General features: G+C 62.5%; 9 protein-coding genes, 1 tRNA gene and 4 pseudogenes. 5 read left to right on the forward strand and 9 right to left on the reverse strand.

Annotated features, from left to right (window positions below):
- Nucleotides 1-147 precede the first annotated feature (147 nt).
- Nucleotides 148-1229, forward strand: a pseudogene (locus tag H9K75_RS21360) (metallophosphoesterase).
- 15 nt (nt 1230-1244) lie between these two features.
- On the opposite strand, the gene H9K75_RS21365 reads toward H9K75_RS21360, so the two are convergent.
- From H9K75_RS21365 to H9K75_RS21390, 7 genes and pseudogenes are all read right to left on the reverse strand, one after another.
- Nucleotides 1245-2213 carry a response regulator gene (locus H9K75_RS21365; protein WP_187724051.1) on the reverse strand — a complete coding sequence of 323 codons (969 nt, stop codon included), beginning with the start codon at nt 2211-2213 and terminating at the stop codon, nt 1245-1247.
- A gap of 59 nt (nt 2214-2272) precedes the next feature.
- On the reverse strand, nt 2273-2968 hold the full coding sequence (locus H9K75_RS24310; protein WP_226858351.1) for a sensor histidine kinase: 696 nt from the start codon (nt 2966-2968) through the stop codon (nt 2273-2275).
- Entirely contained in the window at nt 2962-4125 is a 1164-nt protein-coding gene (locus H9K75_RS24315) for a DAHL domain-containing protein (protein WP_226858352.1), read from the reverse strand. The genes H9K75_RS24310 and H9K75_RS24315 overlap by 7 nt, the downstream gene beginning before the upstream one ends.
- Before the next feature lie 27 nt (nt 4126-4152).
- Complete coding sequence (locus tag H9K75_RS21375; protein WP_226858353.1) at nt 4153-5139, reverse strand: cytochrome-c peroxidase; 987 nt, start codon at nt 5137-5139, stop codon at nt 4153-4155.
- A 492-nt stretch (nt 5140-5631) separates the two neighbouring features.
- Nucleotides 5632-5708: transfer RNA gene (locus H9K75_RS21380), tRNA-Arg, on the reverse strand.
- 143 nt (nt 5709-5851) lie between these two features.
- Nucleotides 5852-7674, reverse strand: a pseudogene (locus H9K75_RS21385) (M14 family metallopeptidase).
- Between the two features lie 388 nt (nt 7675-8062).
- Nucleotides 8063-9991 (reverse strand): DEAD/DEAH box helicase, encoded by a 1929-nt coding sequence (locus tag H9K75_RS21390; protein ID WP_187724053.1) that lies wholly within the window; start codon nt 9989-9991, stop codon nt 8063-8065.
- A 258-nt stretch (nt 9992-10249) separates the two neighbouring features.
- On the opposite strand from H9K75_RS21390, the pseudogene ettA reads away from it, so the two are divergent.
- From ettA to H9K75_RS21410, 4 genes and pseudogenes are all read left to right on the forward strand, one after another.
- Nucleotides 10250-11910, forward strand: a pseudogene (ettA, locus tag H9K75_RS21395) (energy-dependent translational throttle protein EttA).
- A 373-nt stretch (nt 11911-12283) separates the two neighbouring features.
- Nucleotides 12284-12424 carry a hypothetical protein gene (locus H9K75_RS24320; protein ID WP_226858354.1) on the forward strand — a complete coding sequence of 47 codons (141 nt, stop codon included), beginning with the start codon at nt 12284-12286 and terminating at the stop codon, nt 12422-12424.
- Nucleotides 12421-12735 (forward strand): helix-turn-helix domain-containing protein, encoded by a 315-nt coding sequence (locus tag H9K75_RS21405; RefSeq protein ID WP_187724054.1) that lies wholly within the window; start codon nt 12421-12423, stop codon nt 12733-12735. The genes H9K75_RS24320 and H9K75_RS21405 overlap by 4 nt, the downstream gene beginning before the upstream one ends.
- Nucleotides 12736-12977: 242 nt before the next feature.
- Nucleotides 12978-15362, forward strand: coding sequence for a DUF1631 family protein (locus H9K75_RS21410; protein ID WP_187724055.1), 2385 nt, complete (start codon nt 12978-12980; stop codon nt 15360-15362).
- A gap of 3 nt (nt 15363-15365) precedes the next feature.
- Here the strand turns inward: H9K75_RS21410 and H9K75_RS21415 are convergent, their stop codons facing one another.
- The gene (locus H9K75_RS21415) at nt 15366-16739 is read right to left on the reverse strand and encodes a TAXI family TRAP transporter solute-binding subunit (RefSeq protein ID WP_187726138.1); all 1374 of its coding nucleotides are present in this window, start codon (nt 16737-16739) and stop codon (nt 15366-15368) included.
- 11 nt (nt 16740-16750) lie between these two features.
- A pseudogene (locus H9K75_RS21420) lies at nt 16751-17772 on the reverse strand (P1 family peptidase).
- Nucleotides 17773-17936 lie beyond the last annotated feature (164 nt).

The raw sequence follows: 17936 nt of genomic DNA on the forward strand, positions 1-17936 counted from the left end.
CACTCGCGAAAAATCAGGGCGATGTTGCAAACTGCGCAAAATGTTGCAATTGTTCCCGTCTTTATCAGGTGACCGCCACGGTCTGCCGCCAGGGCTTCCAGGAGGCCCGAGCGGTATCGCCGGATTGCTGACAGAATCGTTCGCATCATGAGTCTGATACAAGCATTGCCGGAGGATCCTCTGGACATCGTCGGCGACATTCATGGCGAGTTTTTCGCGCTGACCCAATTGATGCGTCATCTGGGCTATGACGCCAACGGCAATCACCCCGGGGCCGCACGCTGGTGTTCGTGGGTGATTTTTGCGATCGAGGTCAGGACAGCCCCGCAGTTCTGGCACTGGCGCAGCGGCTGATCGAATCGGGCCGCGCGGTGGCGGTTCTGGGCAATCACGAAATCAATCTGTTGCGCGAAGACGTGAAGGACGGCTCGGGCTGGTTCTTCGACGAGCGCGTGGAGCGCGACAACCTCAAGTACGCGCCTTACCAGCGAATCGACCAGGCGCAGCGCGAGAGCATCATGCGGCTCGTCGGAAGCCTGCCCATTGCGCTGGAGCGCGACGACCTGCGTGTCATTCATGCCGCCTGGTGCCCAGAGCAGATTGCGCTGGCACGGCAGTTGCCGATGGGCTCGGTGCGCAGGGAATACGATCATTGGGAAGACGAGGCCGCGCGCCATGCCCAACTGACGCGATTGCAGGACCGCATGCACGCCGAGCGCATGCAGTGGCCTCACGATCTGGAAGATGGCGAGAGAAAGCCGCCGTTTCTGGCCGCCCATGCGGAGAACGAGTCCAACAAGCAGATGCTCAATCCGCTCAAGGTGCTCACCTCGGGAGTGGAGCGCAAGGGCAGCGATCCGTTCTATGCGGGCGGCAAGTGGCGATTCGTCGAGCGCGTGGGCTGGTGGGATGAATACACTGACCGCGTTCCCGTGGTCGTCGGCCACTACTGGCGGCGGCTGCATGCCATCGACCGCGCTCAACTGGGCAAGGGCGATCAGGACCTGTTCCGGGACATCGCGCCGCTCGCCTGGCATGGCCGACATGGCAACGTGTTCTGCGTGGATTTCTCGGTCGGCGCTCGCTGGAGCGCACGTCGGCAGGGCCGGGAGCCGGATCGCGATTTCAAGCTCGCGGCATTGCGCTGGCCAGAGCGCGTGCTGCAATTCGATGATGGCGTGACGCTGGCGACCGAGGGGTTCGGCGCGGAGCATGCTCCGCAGCCCTGATGCTCAGTACCGGAACTAGGTGGTCTCGCGCTTTCGTCCGAACAGCGAGAAACGCTGGCGGAAGCTGCTCAGGCTCTGCATCATGCTGTTGACCAGCGAGGTGTCTGCTTTCGCAGTTTCGTCCTCGGCGACGCGATGACGGTTCACCAGCGCCGGGTTGGCGCGGTAGTTGAAATGCGCCTTCATGGCCGCAGCGACCGCGAGCTGGAACGAGCTCTTGCGCAGTGGCTTCGTCGCGAAGCGGAAGATCTGGGCCTTGTTGATCATGCGAATGACAAGGTCGGCATCTCCCGCGCGGCTCAGCATGACCGTCGTGATCATCGGATGGTGCTGCTTCAACAGGTGCAGGAAGCTGCCCATGTCACTGCGGCCCACGCGGGCCTCGGAAACGATCACGCCGATGTCGTTGTGCGAAAGGGCTTCAAGCGCTTCGCTGATGGAAGTGGCAAGCACGCACCGCTGATCGGTGGACAGCACTTGTGACATGGCCTGAAGTTCGCTGAGATTGGTATCGATCAACAGCACCTTGGGCGGGTTGGCGGCGGTGCTGGCGAGCAATTGTGCTGCGGCCTCCTGCGTGGCGGCGCTGCCGGCGCTGCGTGCCGCCTCACCCGCCGCGACTGCATCCGCGACGATGCGCTGGATTTCGTCGTGGTCCCAGGGCTTGTTGATGAAGCGGAAAACCTCGCCCTCATTGACGGATCCGACGATGGCCGCCAGATCGGAGTAGCCGGTGAGCAGCAGGCGCATGGTGTCCGGGGACAGCTTGCGGGCTTTTTCCAGCAACTCCACGCCGAGCATGCCCGGCATGCGCTGATCGCTGACCAGCACGTCGATGCGTGTCGAGTGGAGGATCTTCAGCGCTTCCTCGCCAGAGGTGGCGGTATGCACGGTATAGCCGTTGCGGAAGATCAGGCGCAACTGGTTGACGATGCGCTCCTCGTCATCCACGAAAAGAACCGAAGGAATGGTGTTGGTATTCATTGGTTTGTCCTCATTGAACGTCAACTGGTTGCGCTCGGAGATCTGGGATCTGCGGCAACTTAGTCGGCGAACAGTGCCTCGCTATCTGTGGATGTTGTGGCGTTGTCGTCAATCGCGTCATGAAGCTGACGCTGCACCGGCAGAAGAATCGTGAAGGCCGTACCGACATCACGGACCGACTCCACGAGGATGGTTCCGCCATGTTCGTTGATGATCTTGTACGAGATCGACAAGCCCATGCCGGTGCCTTCGCCAATCGGCTTGGTCGTGTAGAACGGATCGAAGATGTGGGGCAACACGTCGTCGGGAATTCCGGTACCGTTGTCCTGAATTTCCACCTCCACCATGTCTCCGGCAGGGCTGACGCTGGTGCGCAGGGTGATGATGTTCTTGCCCTCGCGCTCGGGCATGGCCTGCACGGCATTGGTGATGATGTTCAGGAACACCTGGTTGACCTGCGACGGCGAGCCCGAAATATCGGGCACGTCATCGCCGTAGTCCTTGCGGATCTCGACCTTGCCCTTCAGCACGTTGCGCGCCAGCAGCAGGGTGCTGTCCAGACCTTCCTCGACCGAGAAGTTGCTGACCTTCTCGCGATCAAGTCGGCTGAAGTTTTTCAGGTTCAGAACGATTTCCGAGATCTGGTCGATGCCGTGAATGCCGTCGTTGAGCAAGGTGTCGACCTCTTTCAAAACGCCCTGGTTGACCACGTCCGATGCGACGTTTTCGAAATTGCGGAAATGCGTGTTCAACACCGCGTTGTCACGTTGAGGGCTCTCACGGCATTCGCGAAGCCAAGGCCTTCCACTGCCAGTTTGCCGAACGGGTTGATCTGGTCGCGCACCACGTTGAACGTGCTCCGGATGTAGGCCAGCGGCGTGTTGATCTCATGCGCAATGCCGGCAACCATCTGGCCGAGTGCGGACATTTTTTCCGACTGCACCAGTCGCACGTGCGATTCGCGCAGTTCCAGATTGGCGTTGGCCAGCGTGTCGTTGGTTTGTTTGAGCGTGTCGTTCGTGGTGTTGAGCAACTGGAAGTTGCGAAACAGCTTCCAGCCCACCCAGGCGAGCAGGCACAGCAGAAAAACCGAGTAGAGCACCAACGCACGCTGGTAGTTCTGCAGGTGTTCGAGCAGCTTGCTGTTCTCGCGCGTGTGTGCGTCGGACAACTGGTCGAGCGTCTGAGCGGTCGGCATCGCGCTCAGTTCCGCCAGCAGCGTGGCGCCCCGGTCCTGCTGGCGCATCAAGGTGTTGACGTGAGCAAGAAAAATACCGGCACGCTCCTTCACCGCAGTGTCTGCGTCGTCGGTGAAGGCCTGCAGTGCGGCAGCATTCTGTGCAATGCGCTCCTTGAGCGCGGCCTCGGGGTTCTGGGTATAGCTGATGGCGTTGGCCAGCAGGTCATTGAGCAGGCGCTCGAGTGTCTGGCGCGCGGTGGCGCTCATCGAACTGCTGCGTGTGGTTTCCACCAGATCGGTGGCGGCCACCGGAAGAAAGCGGGAGGAATTGCGCAGGATCGCGTTCTGCGACTTGAACTGCTCGATCGCGGAGATCTTCTCGTCCATCAACGATTGAAAGCGCTTGAGCATCGGCTGCATTGCCGAGATGCTTTCGCTGTGACCCACCCAGTATTTGGTGGTGGTATCGGACAACTGGCTCGCCAGGCGCGAGATCAGCGGCAGCGGGCTGGCGACCTGATCGTAGTTGGTGCTGATGCCGGTCTTGGCACGCAGCACGTCCACGTTCCATTCAGCGTCGACCTGTTTGAGTTCACGCAGCGTGTTGACGATCTCGTTGCTGGTGTTGAAGTTGATCGACCGTGTCTGCAGAACGAGGAACGCCAGGATGGCGATGAGCACGACTGCAACCACGCCGACCAGTTTCATCGGCAGTTTCTTGCTGTTGTTCATAGGGCGAGTTCGAGGAAAGAGGGTGAATTACTGGGCGGCCTGGAGGCTCTTCAGTGGCTTGCCGTCAAGCTCTCCCGAAAGCGTGTGCAGGAACTGCACGATCAGTTTTTTGTCCTCTGCCGAGGCCTGACGACCCAGTTGAAACTGGAACATCACATCCACGGCATCTCCCAGGGTCTTTGCCGATCCGTCATGAAAATAGGGCGCCGTAAGCGCTACGTTGCGCAGGCTCGGTACCTTGAAGGAATACTTGTCGCTGTCTTTTTTCGTGACGTTGTAGCGGCCCAGGTCGGCAATCGTGGGATTGCCGCGCTTGCCGAAGTAGTCGCCCATCACGCCGAATGTCTGGAACATGTTGCCGCCCACGTTCACTCCCTGGTGGCAGGCCACGCAGCCATAGCTCTTGAACAGTTGATAACCGCGCAATTCATCGGTGGTCAACGCCGACTTGTCACCGCGCAGATATTTGTCGAACCGCGCGTTGGGCGTGATCAACGTCCGCTGAAAACTCGCAAGCGCGTTGGCGACGTTGTTGGCAGTGATACCGTCCGGGTAGCTCTGCTTGAACTCGCTTGTCAGGGCGCTGTCCTGACCGAGCTTGCGCAGCACCTCGGCCCAACTGGTGTCCATTTCGTTGATGTCGTGAATCGGACCCGAAACCTGCTCTTCCAGCGACGCGGCGCGACCATCCCAGAACTGGCGAAAGTTCAGGCCAGAGTTCAGCACCGTCGGCGAATTCACCTTGCCGACTCGCCCCTGCACACCCTTGGACAAAGCGATGGCGTCGGAGCCACCCACGGGCAGGTTGTGGCAACTGGCACAGGAGACCGTGTTGCCGTGCGACAGGCGAGTGTCGTTGAAGAGTTTCTTCCCCAGTGCCGCCTTCTTCGCGTCTTCCTTGTGAGCTTGCGGCACCGGAAGAATGGGCTCGTTGAGCGGTGTGCCCTGCGCCTGAGCGACGCCGGCCACGCATAGAATTTGCGCCGCCAGCATGCCGATACCTATGTTTTTCAAGATGCGTGCTGCCTTCCCGGCAGTCCGCTTTGGAATATTGGAAACCATTCCCTGTCCCTCGTGGCAGCCACGGTTCTGGCTGCTTTCGCTTCAACATTGCCTGCTTGCCTGCAATGACGCGCTCTCATCTTTTCAAGACGTGCGCCCCTCCTCGCATGCATCCCTTGTGATCTCGAAACACAGGTCATCGTTGTCCGGCGTTCTTGGGCCGCATAGCGTGTATCAATTAATTGACCGCTGTTCTGAGTCGGTATCTATAGTATCAAAATGCGGCAATCATAGACAATTTCAATTATTAAAAATTGTCCATTGATGGTGAACTGGCGAATTGTGAGTGCCGCTTGAGTTATAGAGCGCTGAAATGCAAGGGCTGTGGACGGGGTATGAGGTGCGGTTATTGCGCCAGTAGAGCGTCCAGCGGGCATGAAAGGCCCTCAGTGCAAAAATGAATGCGGGGCAATTTGCGACTGTATGTAACTTGCGACAGTTCTGTGGCCTGCCCAGAGGGACTCGAACCCCCGACCTATTGCTTAGAAGGCAATTGCTCTATCCAGTTGAGCTATGGGCAGTTTGTGGATCGTCACTCGTGTTCAGGAGTCGCGAAAGCGATCCTTGACGGTGAGAACCCGGATCATACCTGCACACCACGGGTGCGGATGAAGCCGGGGCCGGGTTTATGGGGCAGAAAAAGCTGCGTTGGTGCGAACAGGCCCTAGTCCGTATCTTCGAAAACCAAGGCGGGCACGGTCATGATGCGGGCCACGCTGCCGAGGTCGGTGATCAGGTTGTTGGCGAAGTAGCTGTTTTGCGAATCGGGCTCGAGCGCGGCGACGGCGATGTTGGCCAGGGGTTGGTTCAGGGGTACGTAGTAGCTGCCTTCGGGGATGTCGATGGCGCTGCGCGTGGGGGTGACGCTCACACGGGTGATCGGGCCGGCGCCTGCGACCGTGCCGCGCACGTCGGGGCGGTCCGTGCTGCTGCGGCTGTTTTCGACGTAGATGTCGGCCAGCACATTGCCGGGTTCGGCCACGCGCATGACCTGCACGCCCAGCATCTGAAGACGTTCGACGGCCATGTCCGATTGTCCGGAGAGCCAATAGCCGCAAGGACGTGGGCGGGTCTTGAGGGTGCGAAGATGCAGCGAGGAATTCCAATCCACGTTCATCGTCATATCTGCGCCGGTGTTCGGGTCGAGCAGGACGACGTCGCGCTTCTCGGGTGTCTGGGCGGCTTCGATCACGACGTTGCCCCTACAGGCTTGCGAGGAGACCTCGCGCGTGACGAAGGAGCGTACCTGCTGCAGTTCGGCGGCGCGTTCCGACGTGGTGCGCAGCGCCGAGCCGATGGCCGTGACCTGAGCGTGCACGCGGCGCTGGATGTCGAGGCGGTCCATGCCGACGCCGCGCGTCTCCACGAGCAGGCTCACCGAATTCTTGAGACCGTTGACGTTGCGCCCGGTGTCGGGCTGGGCGCCGCCCATCGAGAGGCTGCGGTCGGCGAGGTCCGTGGAGGTCGTGTAGTACCAGTCCGCAGTGAGTTGCTGGTCGTTCAGCGCCTTGCGCATGGGGTCGAGATACCACTGCGTGGCGGCCTTGGTCACGAACTCGGGCATGTTGGCGGCGGTGGCGTGCTGCAGCAGCGCGTCGTATTTCTGGACGGCGTTGTACTTCTGCAGATAGCGGCCAACGACGGTGTATTCGTGTGCGTCGATCACGGCGATGGGGCGGTAGGCGCTGGTCAGCTTGGCGAGCGCCTGTGCCTCCGGCGTGTTCAGCAACAGATGATCGCGGTTCATGTCGACGCCGTTCTCCGTCACCCGTTTGTGGGCGTCCGCGCCATCCGGATTGGCGCGTGGAACGATCACCACATTGATGCGTTGCAGCAGCGGCTCGAGCAGGCCCTGCGAAAGCTCACGCGCGATGATCAGCAGGGCTTCGGAGCCAGCGGGCTCGTCGCCATGCTGCTGCCCGACCAGCATGATGGTCGGGCGCTTGGAATCCTCGAGAGCTGCCGGGCTGGTGCCCGCCGCCTGGGTGATGATCAACGCCTGCAGCGGCGCTCCGCGCTGCGACGATCCGATGGTCTGGACCTGCGCGTGCGTGCGGCCACGGCTCGTGGCGGCGATCTGATTGAGCCAGTCCGAGATTTCCGTGTTCGTGGTGAACGCGCGGCGGCCTTGTTCGAGGCCCGGCGTGGCATAGCGGACTTCTGGCGCGGGAAAGCGCGCGGCGACCGCAGGGCTGTAGGGCAGGCGGGCGTCGGACTGTGGATCGTCCACGGAACTGGGCGCGAGCGGCGACGAGGTCACTGCGCCGGTTTGTACCTGCTGCTGGTCGTAGGGCCGTTGTTGCGGTGGTTGCTGCTGCGGCGCGCCCCGTTGCGTGCCAAGAGGCGGGGCGGCATCTGCCGCTGCGAGTTGGGCACGGGGCGACCCGAGGCCGAAGTGACCGAGCCGGACTGCGCTGGCCACGGCGGTAACGGCGTACTGCTGCAGGCGGCAAGCAGCGCTGCTGACATCAGCACGCCCAGCCGCATGGAGAGCGCAGCATGCTGCTTGAGCAACGAAGACTGGGCAGACGAGGGCGGTGTGGTGTTCTGTGTCATGGTGATGGCGGTCTCGCAGGATGATCCTCGGCACGAATCGATTCGACGCAGCATGCCGATCAATTCCTGCAGAGTATCCCTAACGAACCAGAAAACTCGTGAGTAGGTCGGGCCGATGTTACCGCGCAGCGATTTCATTCGAGCGTTTTGCAAACCCGGCGGCTCGAAGTCGCGGCGAATTCTCACAAAATCGGACATTTATCGCGTGGATTGCGACAAATGTTGACGTTTTTTGGCCTTTGCGTGGCCGGCAGATGCAAAAAAGCCCGGCGGCTGCCGGGCTTGTGAATCGCTTGAATTGCGCGGGGTTTGTTGGCAATCAGCGGTTGCCGCCGAAACGCCCACCGCGATTTCCACCGCCACCGCCGCCGCCGAAGCCGCCACGGTTGCCGCCGCCAAAGCCGCCCGCACCGCCATTGCCGCCACGGAAACCACCGCCGCCACGGCGACCGCCGCCCATGCTGTCGACGCTGGTGCGCATGGGATCAGGCTGGCCGCCCGCAGCGCCGCCACGCGCGTTGTGGCGCGCGCCGCCGCCGAGGTGGCCGAGTTGCGTGCCCAGATGAGCGTTTTCGCCACGAGGCTGGCTGTCGTCATGGCGACGACCGCCGCCGTTACCGGCGTTGTGACCACCGGCGCTGCGGCCATTGCCGCCACCGAGACCCGCGCCATTGCCGGCACCCTCAGGACGGCGACGTGGGCCGCCATTGTTGTTCTGCAGCGACTGGCCTGGGCCACGGCGCGGGCCGCGTCGGTTGTCGTCGCGCTGACCCTGGCCTTGGCCCTGACCCTGGCGATCATGGTTGCGCTCGCCACCGCGCTCCTGCGGGCTGCGGCGCTCGGCGCGCATTGGCTGCTGCTCGGAGCCGCCGTCAACGTACTGCTGCTCTCCCGCGCCGCCGCCCTCGGGCGCGCTGGTGCGACGGGCACCGCCGCGCTTGCCGCGCGTATCGCCCTGGGTGGCCTTGGTCGAGCGCACGCGCTCCATCATTTCCTGACGCGCGGCCTTGGCTGCAGCCTGCATCACGTCACGGCTTGGTGGCCGGCCGGCGCCGCCCCAGATGGTCTGGCGGCCCATGGCGATGGGCTCGGCCTTCTCGTCAGGAGCGGGTCCGAAGCCTTCGAGCATGTGCACCGGGATTTCCTGCTTGGTGAAGCGCTCGATCTCCATCATGAAGCCTTCTTCGTCCATGCAGACCAGGCTCACGGCGTGGCCTTCGCGACCGGCGCGGCCCGTGCGGCCGATGCGGTGCACATAGTCTTCGGAGACGTTGGGGATCTCATAGTTCACGACATGCGGCAGGTCGTCGATGTCGATGCCGCGAGCGGCGATGTCGGTGGCCACGAGCGCGCGGATGTCGCCGGACTTGAAGCCGCCGAGCGCCTGTGTGCGGGCGCTCTGGCTCTTGTTGCCGTGCAGCGCCATGGCGGTAACGCCGTTCTTGGTGAGGTAGTCGGCCACGTTGTTGGCGCCGAACTTGGTGCGTGTGAAGACCAGCACCTGGCTCCAGTTGTTCTCGCGGATGATGTGCAGCAGCACTTCCTTCTTGCGACCGCGTCCGACCGGGTGAATCACCTGCGTGATGCGCTGCACCGTGGTGTTGCTCGGCGTGACCTGAATGGACATCGGATCGTGCAGGAGACCATTGGCCAGTTCGCGGATTTCATCGCTGAAGGTGGCCGAGAACAGCAGGCTCTGCTTTTCCTTGGGAACCAGCTTGAGCACCTTCTTCACGTCGTGGATGAAGCCCATGTCGAGCATGCGGTCGGCTTCGTCGAGCACGAGGATTTCGACGGTGGACAGGTCGAGAAAACCTTGCTGCGCCAGATCCAGCAGACGGCCGGGGGTGGCGACCAGCACGTCCACGCCGCGCTTGATGCGGTCGATCTGCGGGTTCATGCCCACGCCGCCAAAGACGACGCAGGACTTGATCTTCAGGTGCTGGCCGTAAACGCGCACGGACTCTTCGACCTGTGCGGCCAGCTCGCGCGTGGGCGTGAGCACCAGAGCGCGAATGCCCTTGCCGCCAAATTTGTTGGTGGGTGCGCTACCCTTGGCCAGGCGCGTGAGCATGGGCAGGGTGAAGGCGGCGGTCTTGCCGGTACCGGTCTGGGCACCCGCCAGAAGATCCTTGCCGGCGAGGACGGCGGGAATCGCCTGTTCTTGAATGGGAGTCGGGTTGGTGTAGCCCTGTTCGTGCACGGCCTGCAGAATGGCAGGATCCAGCTCTAGTTCGTCAAATGTCATTTATTTTCGATTGGCGCCCATCCGGGGCGCTGGGTATCAGCCTGTTCCTGACGACTTCAGCAAGTCATCAGGCCAGCTCAAAAGGCGGATATGGTTTAAAGGTGGGAGCGTGGAAAATGCTTCCCTTGTCCCCAGCTGTGGTGCTGATGCCAAAGGCAAACTGGTACCTTGGGCTACGGATATTGTCGCATGGACTGATAATCCGGGGTTACGCGCGAAATTATGGCGTTTTTTTTCTGACTTCTGAACAACTAATTCATGGCTCAATACGTTTTTTCGATGAATCATGTCACCAAGACTGTGCCGCCAAAGCGACAGATCTTGAAGGACATCTCCCTCAGCTTCTTCCCGGAGCCAAGATTGGCGTGCTGGGCCTGAACGGTTCCGGCAAGTCGTCGTTGCTCAAGATCATGGCCGGCGTGGACAAGGAAATCGAAGGCGAGGCGATCCCCATGCCCGGCCTGTCCATCGGTTATCTGCCGCAGGAGCCCCAGCTCAACCCCGAGCACACGGTGCGTCAGGCGGTGGAGGAGGCCATGTCCGAGGTGAACAATGCGCGCGCCCGTCTTGAAGAGGTCTATGCCGCCTACGCCGAGGAAGACGCCGACTTCGACGCGCTCGCTGCCGAGCAGGGCCAACTGGAAGCCATCATTGCCGCTGCGGGCACGGATTCCGAGCACCAGCTTGAGATCGCCGCCGACGCACTGCGACTGCCCGCGTGGGACGCCATCGTCGGCCAGCTCTCCGGTGGCGAAAAGCGCCGCGTGGCGCTGTGCCAGCTATTGCTCTCCAAGCCCGACATGCTGCTGCTTGACGAGCCGACCAACCACCTGGACGCCGAATCGGTCGACTGGCTCGAGCAGTTTCTGCACCGCTTCACCGGCACTGTGGTTGCCATCACCCATGATCGCTACTTCCTCGACAACGCGGCAGAGTGGATTCTGGAACTCGACCGGGGCCACGGCATTCCGTACAAGGGCAATTATTCCGACTGGCTGATCCAGAAGGGCAATCGCCTTGAGGCCGAGCAAAAGGGCGAGGAGGCCCGCGCCAAGGCCCTGAAGAAGGAACTGGAGTGGGTGCGCCAGAACGCCAAGGGCCGCCAGGCCAAGTCCAAGGCGCGTATTGCCCGCTTCGAGGAACTGAGCGACTACGAATACCAGCAGCGCAACGAAACACAGGAAATCTTCATTCCTGTGGCGGAGCGCCTGGGCGCGCAGGTCATCGAATTCCACAACGTCTCCAAGTCGTTTGGTGACCGCATGCTGATCGATGATCTGTCGATGACGATTCCGGCCGGTGCCATCGTCGGCATCATCGGCCCGAACGGCGCGGGTAAGTCCACGCTGTTCAAGCTGATCGCGGGCAAGGAGCAGCCGGATTCGGGCAAGGTCGTGATCGGCCAGACCGTGAAGATGGCCTTCGTCGACCAGCATCGCGACGCGCTCGCCAATGAAAAGACCGTGTGGGAAGACATCTCGGGCGGCCTTGACATCATCAACGTCGGCAAGTTCCAGATGGCCTCGCGGGCCTACGCGGGCCGCTTCAACTTCAACGGCCAGGACCAGCAGAAGAAGGTCGGCAACCTCTCCGGCGGTGAGCGCGGTCGCCTGCACCTGGCCAAGACGCTGATTCAGGGCGGCAACGTGTTGCTGCTCGACGAACCGTCGAATGACCTCGACGTGGAAACTTTGCGCGCGCTCGAAGATGCGCTGCTCGAATACGCGGGCACCGTGCTGGTGATCTCGCACGATCGCTGGTTCCTCGACCGTATTGCCACGCACATTCTGGCCGCCGAAGGCGATTCGCAATGGGTTTTCTTTGACGGCAACTATCAGGAATATGAAGCCGACAAGAAGAAGCGCCTGGGCGAAGAGGGCGCCAAGCCCAAGCGCATGCGCTACAAGGCACTGAAGTAGTCTTCAGCCTGAGACCGTCGGCACGCAGTGCCGACAAAGCCCGGAAGACTGGTGAAACGGTCTCCCGGGCTTTTTTCATCTCACAACGACTCCAGTACCGGCAGCGAAAGGTGAGCGAATACGGAGTGCCGGGTGCAGCGGCAGGCAACAATCTCAGCGCCGCGCGACGCGGAGATTTATTCCTATCCAATTTATACGCAACTAACGTATACTATGTTTGCACTCTTCGTTGAACTACCGCCCTTCGAGCGTCATCGGGCAGAGTACCTTGATGACGAGGCTTTCCGTGCCTTGCAGGCAATGTTGATGCAGCATCCGGAAGCTGGCGATGTCATTCAAGGCACTGGAGGGCTGCGCAAGGTCCGGTTTGCCTATGAGCTGGTGGCTGGGCGGCGCGCAGTTCTGGCTGTTTACGCTCTATGGCAAGGATGTGCAGGACGACTTGAGCGCTTCGCAGAGGAAGGCGCTTAAACGGTTGCTTGATGCAGAACTGCAAGCGAGGACAAAATCATGACGCGTGATGTATTTGCCGAACTGGTTGAAGGATTCGGTGCCCTGGCTGCCGAACGCCAGGGCAAGGCCACTCTGCGCTCGCACAAGGTGCAATTGGGCGCACTGGCGACCGTCTCCGCCGATGAGCTGGTGGCGCTGCGGGAGCGTTTGAACATGTCGCGGCCAGTGTTCGCGATGTACCTGCGCACCAACGCACGCACCTTGGAGAACTGGGAGCAGGGCCGGGCCAAGCCCAATGCCCAGGCCACGACCTTGATCCGTCTGGTGCAAAAATACCCCGAGACGGTGAAGCACCTGGCTGCGCTGGCGTGATCCGACGCGTCTTGTGGCAAGCGGTCGCACTCGAAGCTCGCGCGGATAAGACCGCGTTTGGAATGGCCCGGGTTGCGTCGATCTTGTTTTCCCAGCGAATCGCCATTGTGGAAACTACTATCAAATTGGTGTGACGAATTCCACAAACTAAGGGGTACAACTGACGTAGAAGTCATCTGTAAGTAGTAGCATTCCAATAGAATTACTTACACAAATTTTCCGATCTTCCCTCCTCCCGAGTCATGACCTCGCCCGCTTCACGCTCCACTGCGGTATTTCGCGCTTGCGTCGTCAATGCCGTCAGGGAGAGCGAGGCGTTGATGGAGCAGTTGGTCCGCATCACGCGCTCCGAGCTTTCCGAGGCCGAGCAAAAGGCCAGTGGCATTCAGGAGCGGCTGCACATCGGTGACGCGCTGCGCGCCATCGATCAGCAGGAGCCGACGCTGCTCAAAAGCTATCCGATGGCGTTGCTGGAAGTGTTTTCCGATGGCGGCGGCGCGGTCGGCAAATCGCGTGCCGCGCTCGATACCGGCATGGACTTCGGCGAACTGACGCTGGTGGACGACTCCGCCGTGATGGCGCAGGTCGAACTGGCACGCGCCCAGCAGATTGCAGGCCATGCCACCGACGCGGCGCTGGCCGAACTCAACACGCTGGTGAGTTCGGCTCAGGGTTTCTCGAACGTGCAGCCCGAACGCAATCCGTTTCGTCCCGAAAACTACATCCGCGCGCTGCAGCGTGCCGTGGACGATTGCCAGGTGTCGAGCGAGACACGTCAGCTCTGGATGGAGCGCATGCGCGTCGTGATGGGGCCGGAACTGACCGCCGCCTACAAGCGCGTGACCGCAAGCCTGCGCGAGCATGGCGTGAAGCCGGTGGGCTACATCGTCGCCTCGGGTCACGGAGCGCCGCGCGGTGCTGGTGGCGCGCACATCGCCGGGGCGTCGCACGGTCATGCACCGGTCCATTCCGCGTCCGGCATGCCCGGTCCGGGCGGCTGGAGCCACACGAACATGGGCTACGCGCCGCCGCAGCAGCAACAACAAGCTGCCGCCTACGCCGATCCACAGGAGGCGGTGCTGGCCGCTGGCATCCTGCGCCAGATGCTGGCCGCTGGCGGCGATCCGTTTGCCTACGACGCCGTGCCGACGGCCGCGCCCGCGCCGCGCATGACGGCGGTCTCGCAGGCAATAATGATGCCGCCCGCGAATCCGGGCACTGGCCTGTCCGGCGCGCAGGCTGCCGATGCGATGGAGGACATCGCCCAACTCGAGCGCCTGGTCGGCAGACTCTCTGGCAGCCTCGGCGCGGCGCAGTCGGGGCTACCGCTCTATGGGGTGATGCAGCCGATGCAGGGCGTGGTCTCCCTGCCCACGCCGCAATGGCAGGATGCCGTGTCGGTGCCGGGCAATCTCTCGGCCTATGGCAGCCTGTCGCCGCGCACCGCCGCCGAAGTGCTCAGCCGCATGATGGACCACATCGCGCAGGACTCACGGCTGCTCGCACCCGTGCAGCGCGCGGTGCAGAATCTCGAGCCCGCGCTCAAGCAACTGGTGCGCCATGACCCGAGCTTTTTCTCCAACGAGCAGCATCCCGCGCGGCGCTTGCTGGACAACCTTACGCAGCGCAGTCTCGACTTCAAGGACCCCGAATCCAAGGGGTTTCGCAAATACATACAGATCGTGAATGCGGCCGTTCAGCATCTCGCCACCGTGCCGGTGCATGACGCGAGCGCGTTCGAGCATGTCTCCGGTGCGCTCGAAAGCGCATGGAATACGCAGACGCAGCAACTGCGCCGTCAGCAGGATGACGAGCAGAAGCAGCTTGCCGCAACGGAGCGGCGCGAGCTGTTGACCGCGCGTCTCGCACAGGATTTCAGGAAGCTGCCCGAGGCGCAGGGCGCATCGCCCGGCATCGTCGAATTCGTGATCGGCGTGTGGGCCGGTGTGGTCGCCCGCGCGCAACTGGAGGAGGCGGCCCGCCATGGAGGCGATCCCGGCGGCGATCCGCAGGGCTTTCTGAGCGTCGTGCCGCAGATCCTCTGGTGCGCCCAGCCCGATCACACGCCCGAGGATGCGCGGCACATGTTGCCGCTTTTGACCGGCATGCAGTTCACCGTTCGCGAGGGCCTGCGCAGCGTGGGGCAGACCGATCAGGAAGTGGCATGGATGATGCAGCGCATCGCGGAATGGCAGGAGCAGGTGGCGAAAAGCGCGGCAGAGCCTGAACCGGTGCTCGGCAATCTGCCGGTGCAGGCCCCATCCACCACGCCAGAGGTGATTCAGGAGGTGCCAGCCGAGCCCGCCATCATCGCTGTTGACGACGTGGCGTCGCCGCGCGATTCAGGCACTGGTTCCGTGCTGCAGATCGGGCAGTGGATCGAGCTGATCAATCCTCAGCGCACGGTCAAGACCCAGCTCACGTGGGTGAGTCCGCACAACACGCTGTTTCTGTTCACGGCGCTCGATGCCAGCACGCAGTCGATGACGCGCCGCATGCTCGACAAGCTCACCGCCGAGGGCATGATCCGCCTGCTCGAGGACCAACGCGTCGTCGCGCGGGCACTGGGCGCGGTGGCTGCCGATGCCAAGGATTCCAAGCTGCGCAACAGCAAGAAAGTCGCGTGATTCTCAGGCGCTGACGGACGGCGCGGGCGCATCGGCCTTGGCATGGGTCTGCGCGCTGCGATGAGTCACCCGCTTGCGCACCAACTGAATGTGGTTGCGCAGCGCATAGAGTTCTTCCGCGTATGACAGTGGCACGCTGATTTTTTCGACCTGCGAATCCAGACGGTCGAGCTGCATCAGCAGCTCCTTGCCATCGAAATCACCGGACTCCATCTCGTCCTCGATCTCGCGCAGCTTGCCGTACCAGCGAAACACGCGCGAGCGCACGCGGAATTGGTAGAGCGGCGGCACGATGCGCGACAGCGGCAGCATTACCGCGATCAACAGGCCCATCACCAGCCACATGCGGTCGATGAGGTTCGCGATCCAGAATGGCAGGTAGCGCTGCATCACGGGCGTGGGTTCGTTGATTGCGCGATCAGCCTCCTTGGCAATCGGCAGCTCCGAATGCAGCGTGCCCGGAAACTCGCGTGCCCGGTTGAACCAGCCGGCCTTGCCGTGGATGGTCTGCGCGTTCTGCGCGAACAGGGTGAGCAGCGCGGGATGCGTGTCCTCGCGCGCCAACAGCGAGGTGGTAGAGGCCACGAGCCGCACGTCGCGCGGCGGAATGTTCTTTGCCAGATCGACCACGCCGCGTGGCAGCGTCACGGGCGTGAGAAACGGAAAACGGCGGCTGTAGGCCTCGTTCTGCGCAAAGCTCATGAGCTGCACGTCGGGTGTCTGCAGCAGCATCTGCACCATCAACGATTCGGGCGCGGAGGCGAACACGATGGCGTCCAGTTCGCCATTCAGAAAGGCCACGGTCGCGGGTGTCTGGCTCAACTCGCTGAACGTGAGTTCCTTGAGCTCGATGTGGTTGGCATCCAGCAGCCGCTCCATGAGCTTGGGCAGACCGCTGCCCGGCGAGCCAACGTTCACGCGCATGCCGCGCAACTGGTGCAGGCCGTCAAGGCGCTCGCTGCGCGTGAGCTTGCGCGCCGCATCGGCGCGGTAGAACAACCAGATGGGTTCCACAAAAAGGCTGCCGAGCGACACCAGGTTTTCGCTGTCATCGGGCTGGAGTTCGCCCGTGCCGCCCTGCACGAAGGCCAGATCAACCTTGCCATCGCGCAGCAGTTGCAGATTGGCCGACGAGCCCTCGCTCTCCACCAGTTTGACCTCGATGTCCTCGGCCTTGAGGGCCTGCTGGTAGCGTTTGCCGAATTCCTCGTAAGCGCTCTGGCTGGGTCCCGTGGCGAGTGTCACCGTCTTGGGTGGCGTGGGCTTGAGCCACCAGTACGCGCCGATCACCAGCGCCACGCCGAGTATCGCCAGCGGCCCGGCGGAGACCAGCAGGTCGCGGATCGACAGCAGCAGATTGCGCAGGTTGCGCGACATTTGCGAGACGGTCATGCGGCCACCTCCGCGCGCCAGTCGGCAAGTCCGGGCAGAACGAGTCCGCCCGGCAAGGTGATCGAGCGCGCCGCAAGCACAGCCTGCATGGTCGCGAGTGCAACGGCTTCGGCCGCCATCGCCGCCAGCACCAGCATGCCGGGGTTCTCGTCGACGCCTGCGGTCCCAAGAGCGAACAGCGTGTCGCCGTCGGTCATGGTGTGGACCGGGTTGATGCTGCGCGCCAGACCATCGTGCCCGACCGTGGCAAGCCGATGCGCCTGCAGCTTGGTGAGGGCCGCATCGGTGGCGATCACGCCGATGGTGGTGTTGGTGCCGGCGAGCAGGGGCGCGGCTCCTCGCCTGCAAGCAAGGCCCGCCGGGTGTCGCGCAGGCGGCGACCATCGTCGGTGCGGGCACCGGCAATCGCTTGCGCGTTGTCAGGCGAGATCACGTCGCCCACCGCGTTACAGGCAATCAGTGCGCCCACGGTGACCTTTCCCACGCGCACCGACGCCGTGCCAATGCCGCCCTTCATCGCATTCGCCAGACCAAACATCTTGCCGACGACAGCGCCCGCGCCCGCACCGACGTTGCCCTGCGCGGGCGTGCTGCGCGAGGCCGCGGCGCACGCCGCATAGCCGGCACTGGCATCGGGACGGATCTTCATGTCGCCGACGGTCAGATCAAACAGCACCGCCGCGGGAACGAGCGGAATGCGGCCCACGCCGACGTCAAGGCCGATGCCTTGTTCCTCCAGCCAGCGCACCGCGCCACTGGCCGCATCGAGCCCGAACGCGCTGCCGCCCGCAAGCATGATGGCGTGTACCTGCTGCACGAGATTCGACGGATCGAGCAGATCCGTCTCACGCGTGCCGGGTGCCGCGCCGCGCACGTCCACCCCGGCGACGGCCCCGTCACGCGCGATGACCACGCTGCAACCGGTTGGACGCCGCTCGTCGGTGAAGTGACCGACCTCGATGCCGGTCACGTCCGTAATGGAGCCTTGGGAAGCGTGGGTGTGCGTTGGCAGAATCATGAATCCGTCGAAAGACTTGTGTCGTATAGGCTGCACATTATGGGTGGGTCCGCTCGCCCCTCGCGTGCCGATGCATTATGTGAAAATACATATAAGTAACGAGATATTTATTCTTTGTGAATTGAAAGACTCGTCCCGATACTTCGATCAGCATTTCCCTCCCA

The organism is Diaphorobacter aerolatus, assembly GCF_014489535.1.
Classification (GTDB): Bacteria; Pseudomonadota; Gammaproteobacteria; order Burkholderiales; family Burkholderiaceae_C; genus Diaphorobacter_A; species Diaphorobacter_A aerolatus.

Coding starts and splice junctions, on each gene's coding strand:
- H9K75_RS21405 (WP_187724054.1), top strand. CDS start 12,421: ATGACGCGTGATGTATTTGCCGAACTGGTTGAAGGATTCGGTGCCCTG.
- H9K75_RS24315 (WP_226858352.1), bottom strand. CDS start 4,125: ATGAACAACAGCAAGAAACTGCCGATGAAACTGGTCGGCGTGGTTGCA.
- H9K75_RS24320 (WP_226858354.1), top strand. CDS start 12,284: ATGAGCTGGTGGCTGGGCGGCGCGCAGTTCTGGCTGTTTACGCTCTAT.
- H9K75_RS21390 (WP_187724053.1), bottom strand. CDS start 9,991: ATGACATTTGACGAACTAGAGCTGGATCCTGCCATTCTGCAGGCCGTG.
- H9K75_RS21365 (WP_187724051.1), bottom strand. CDS start 2,213: ATGAATACCAACACCATTCCTTCGGTTCTTTTCGTGGATGACGAGGAG.
- H9K75_RS21410 (WP_187724055.1), top strand. CDS start 12,978: ATGACCTCGCCCGCTTCACGCTCCACTGCGGTATTTCGCGCTTGCGTC.
- H9K75_RS21415 (WP_187726138.1), bottom strand. CDS start 16,739: ATGTCGCGCAACCTGCGCAATCTGCTGCTGTCGATCCGCGACCTGCTG.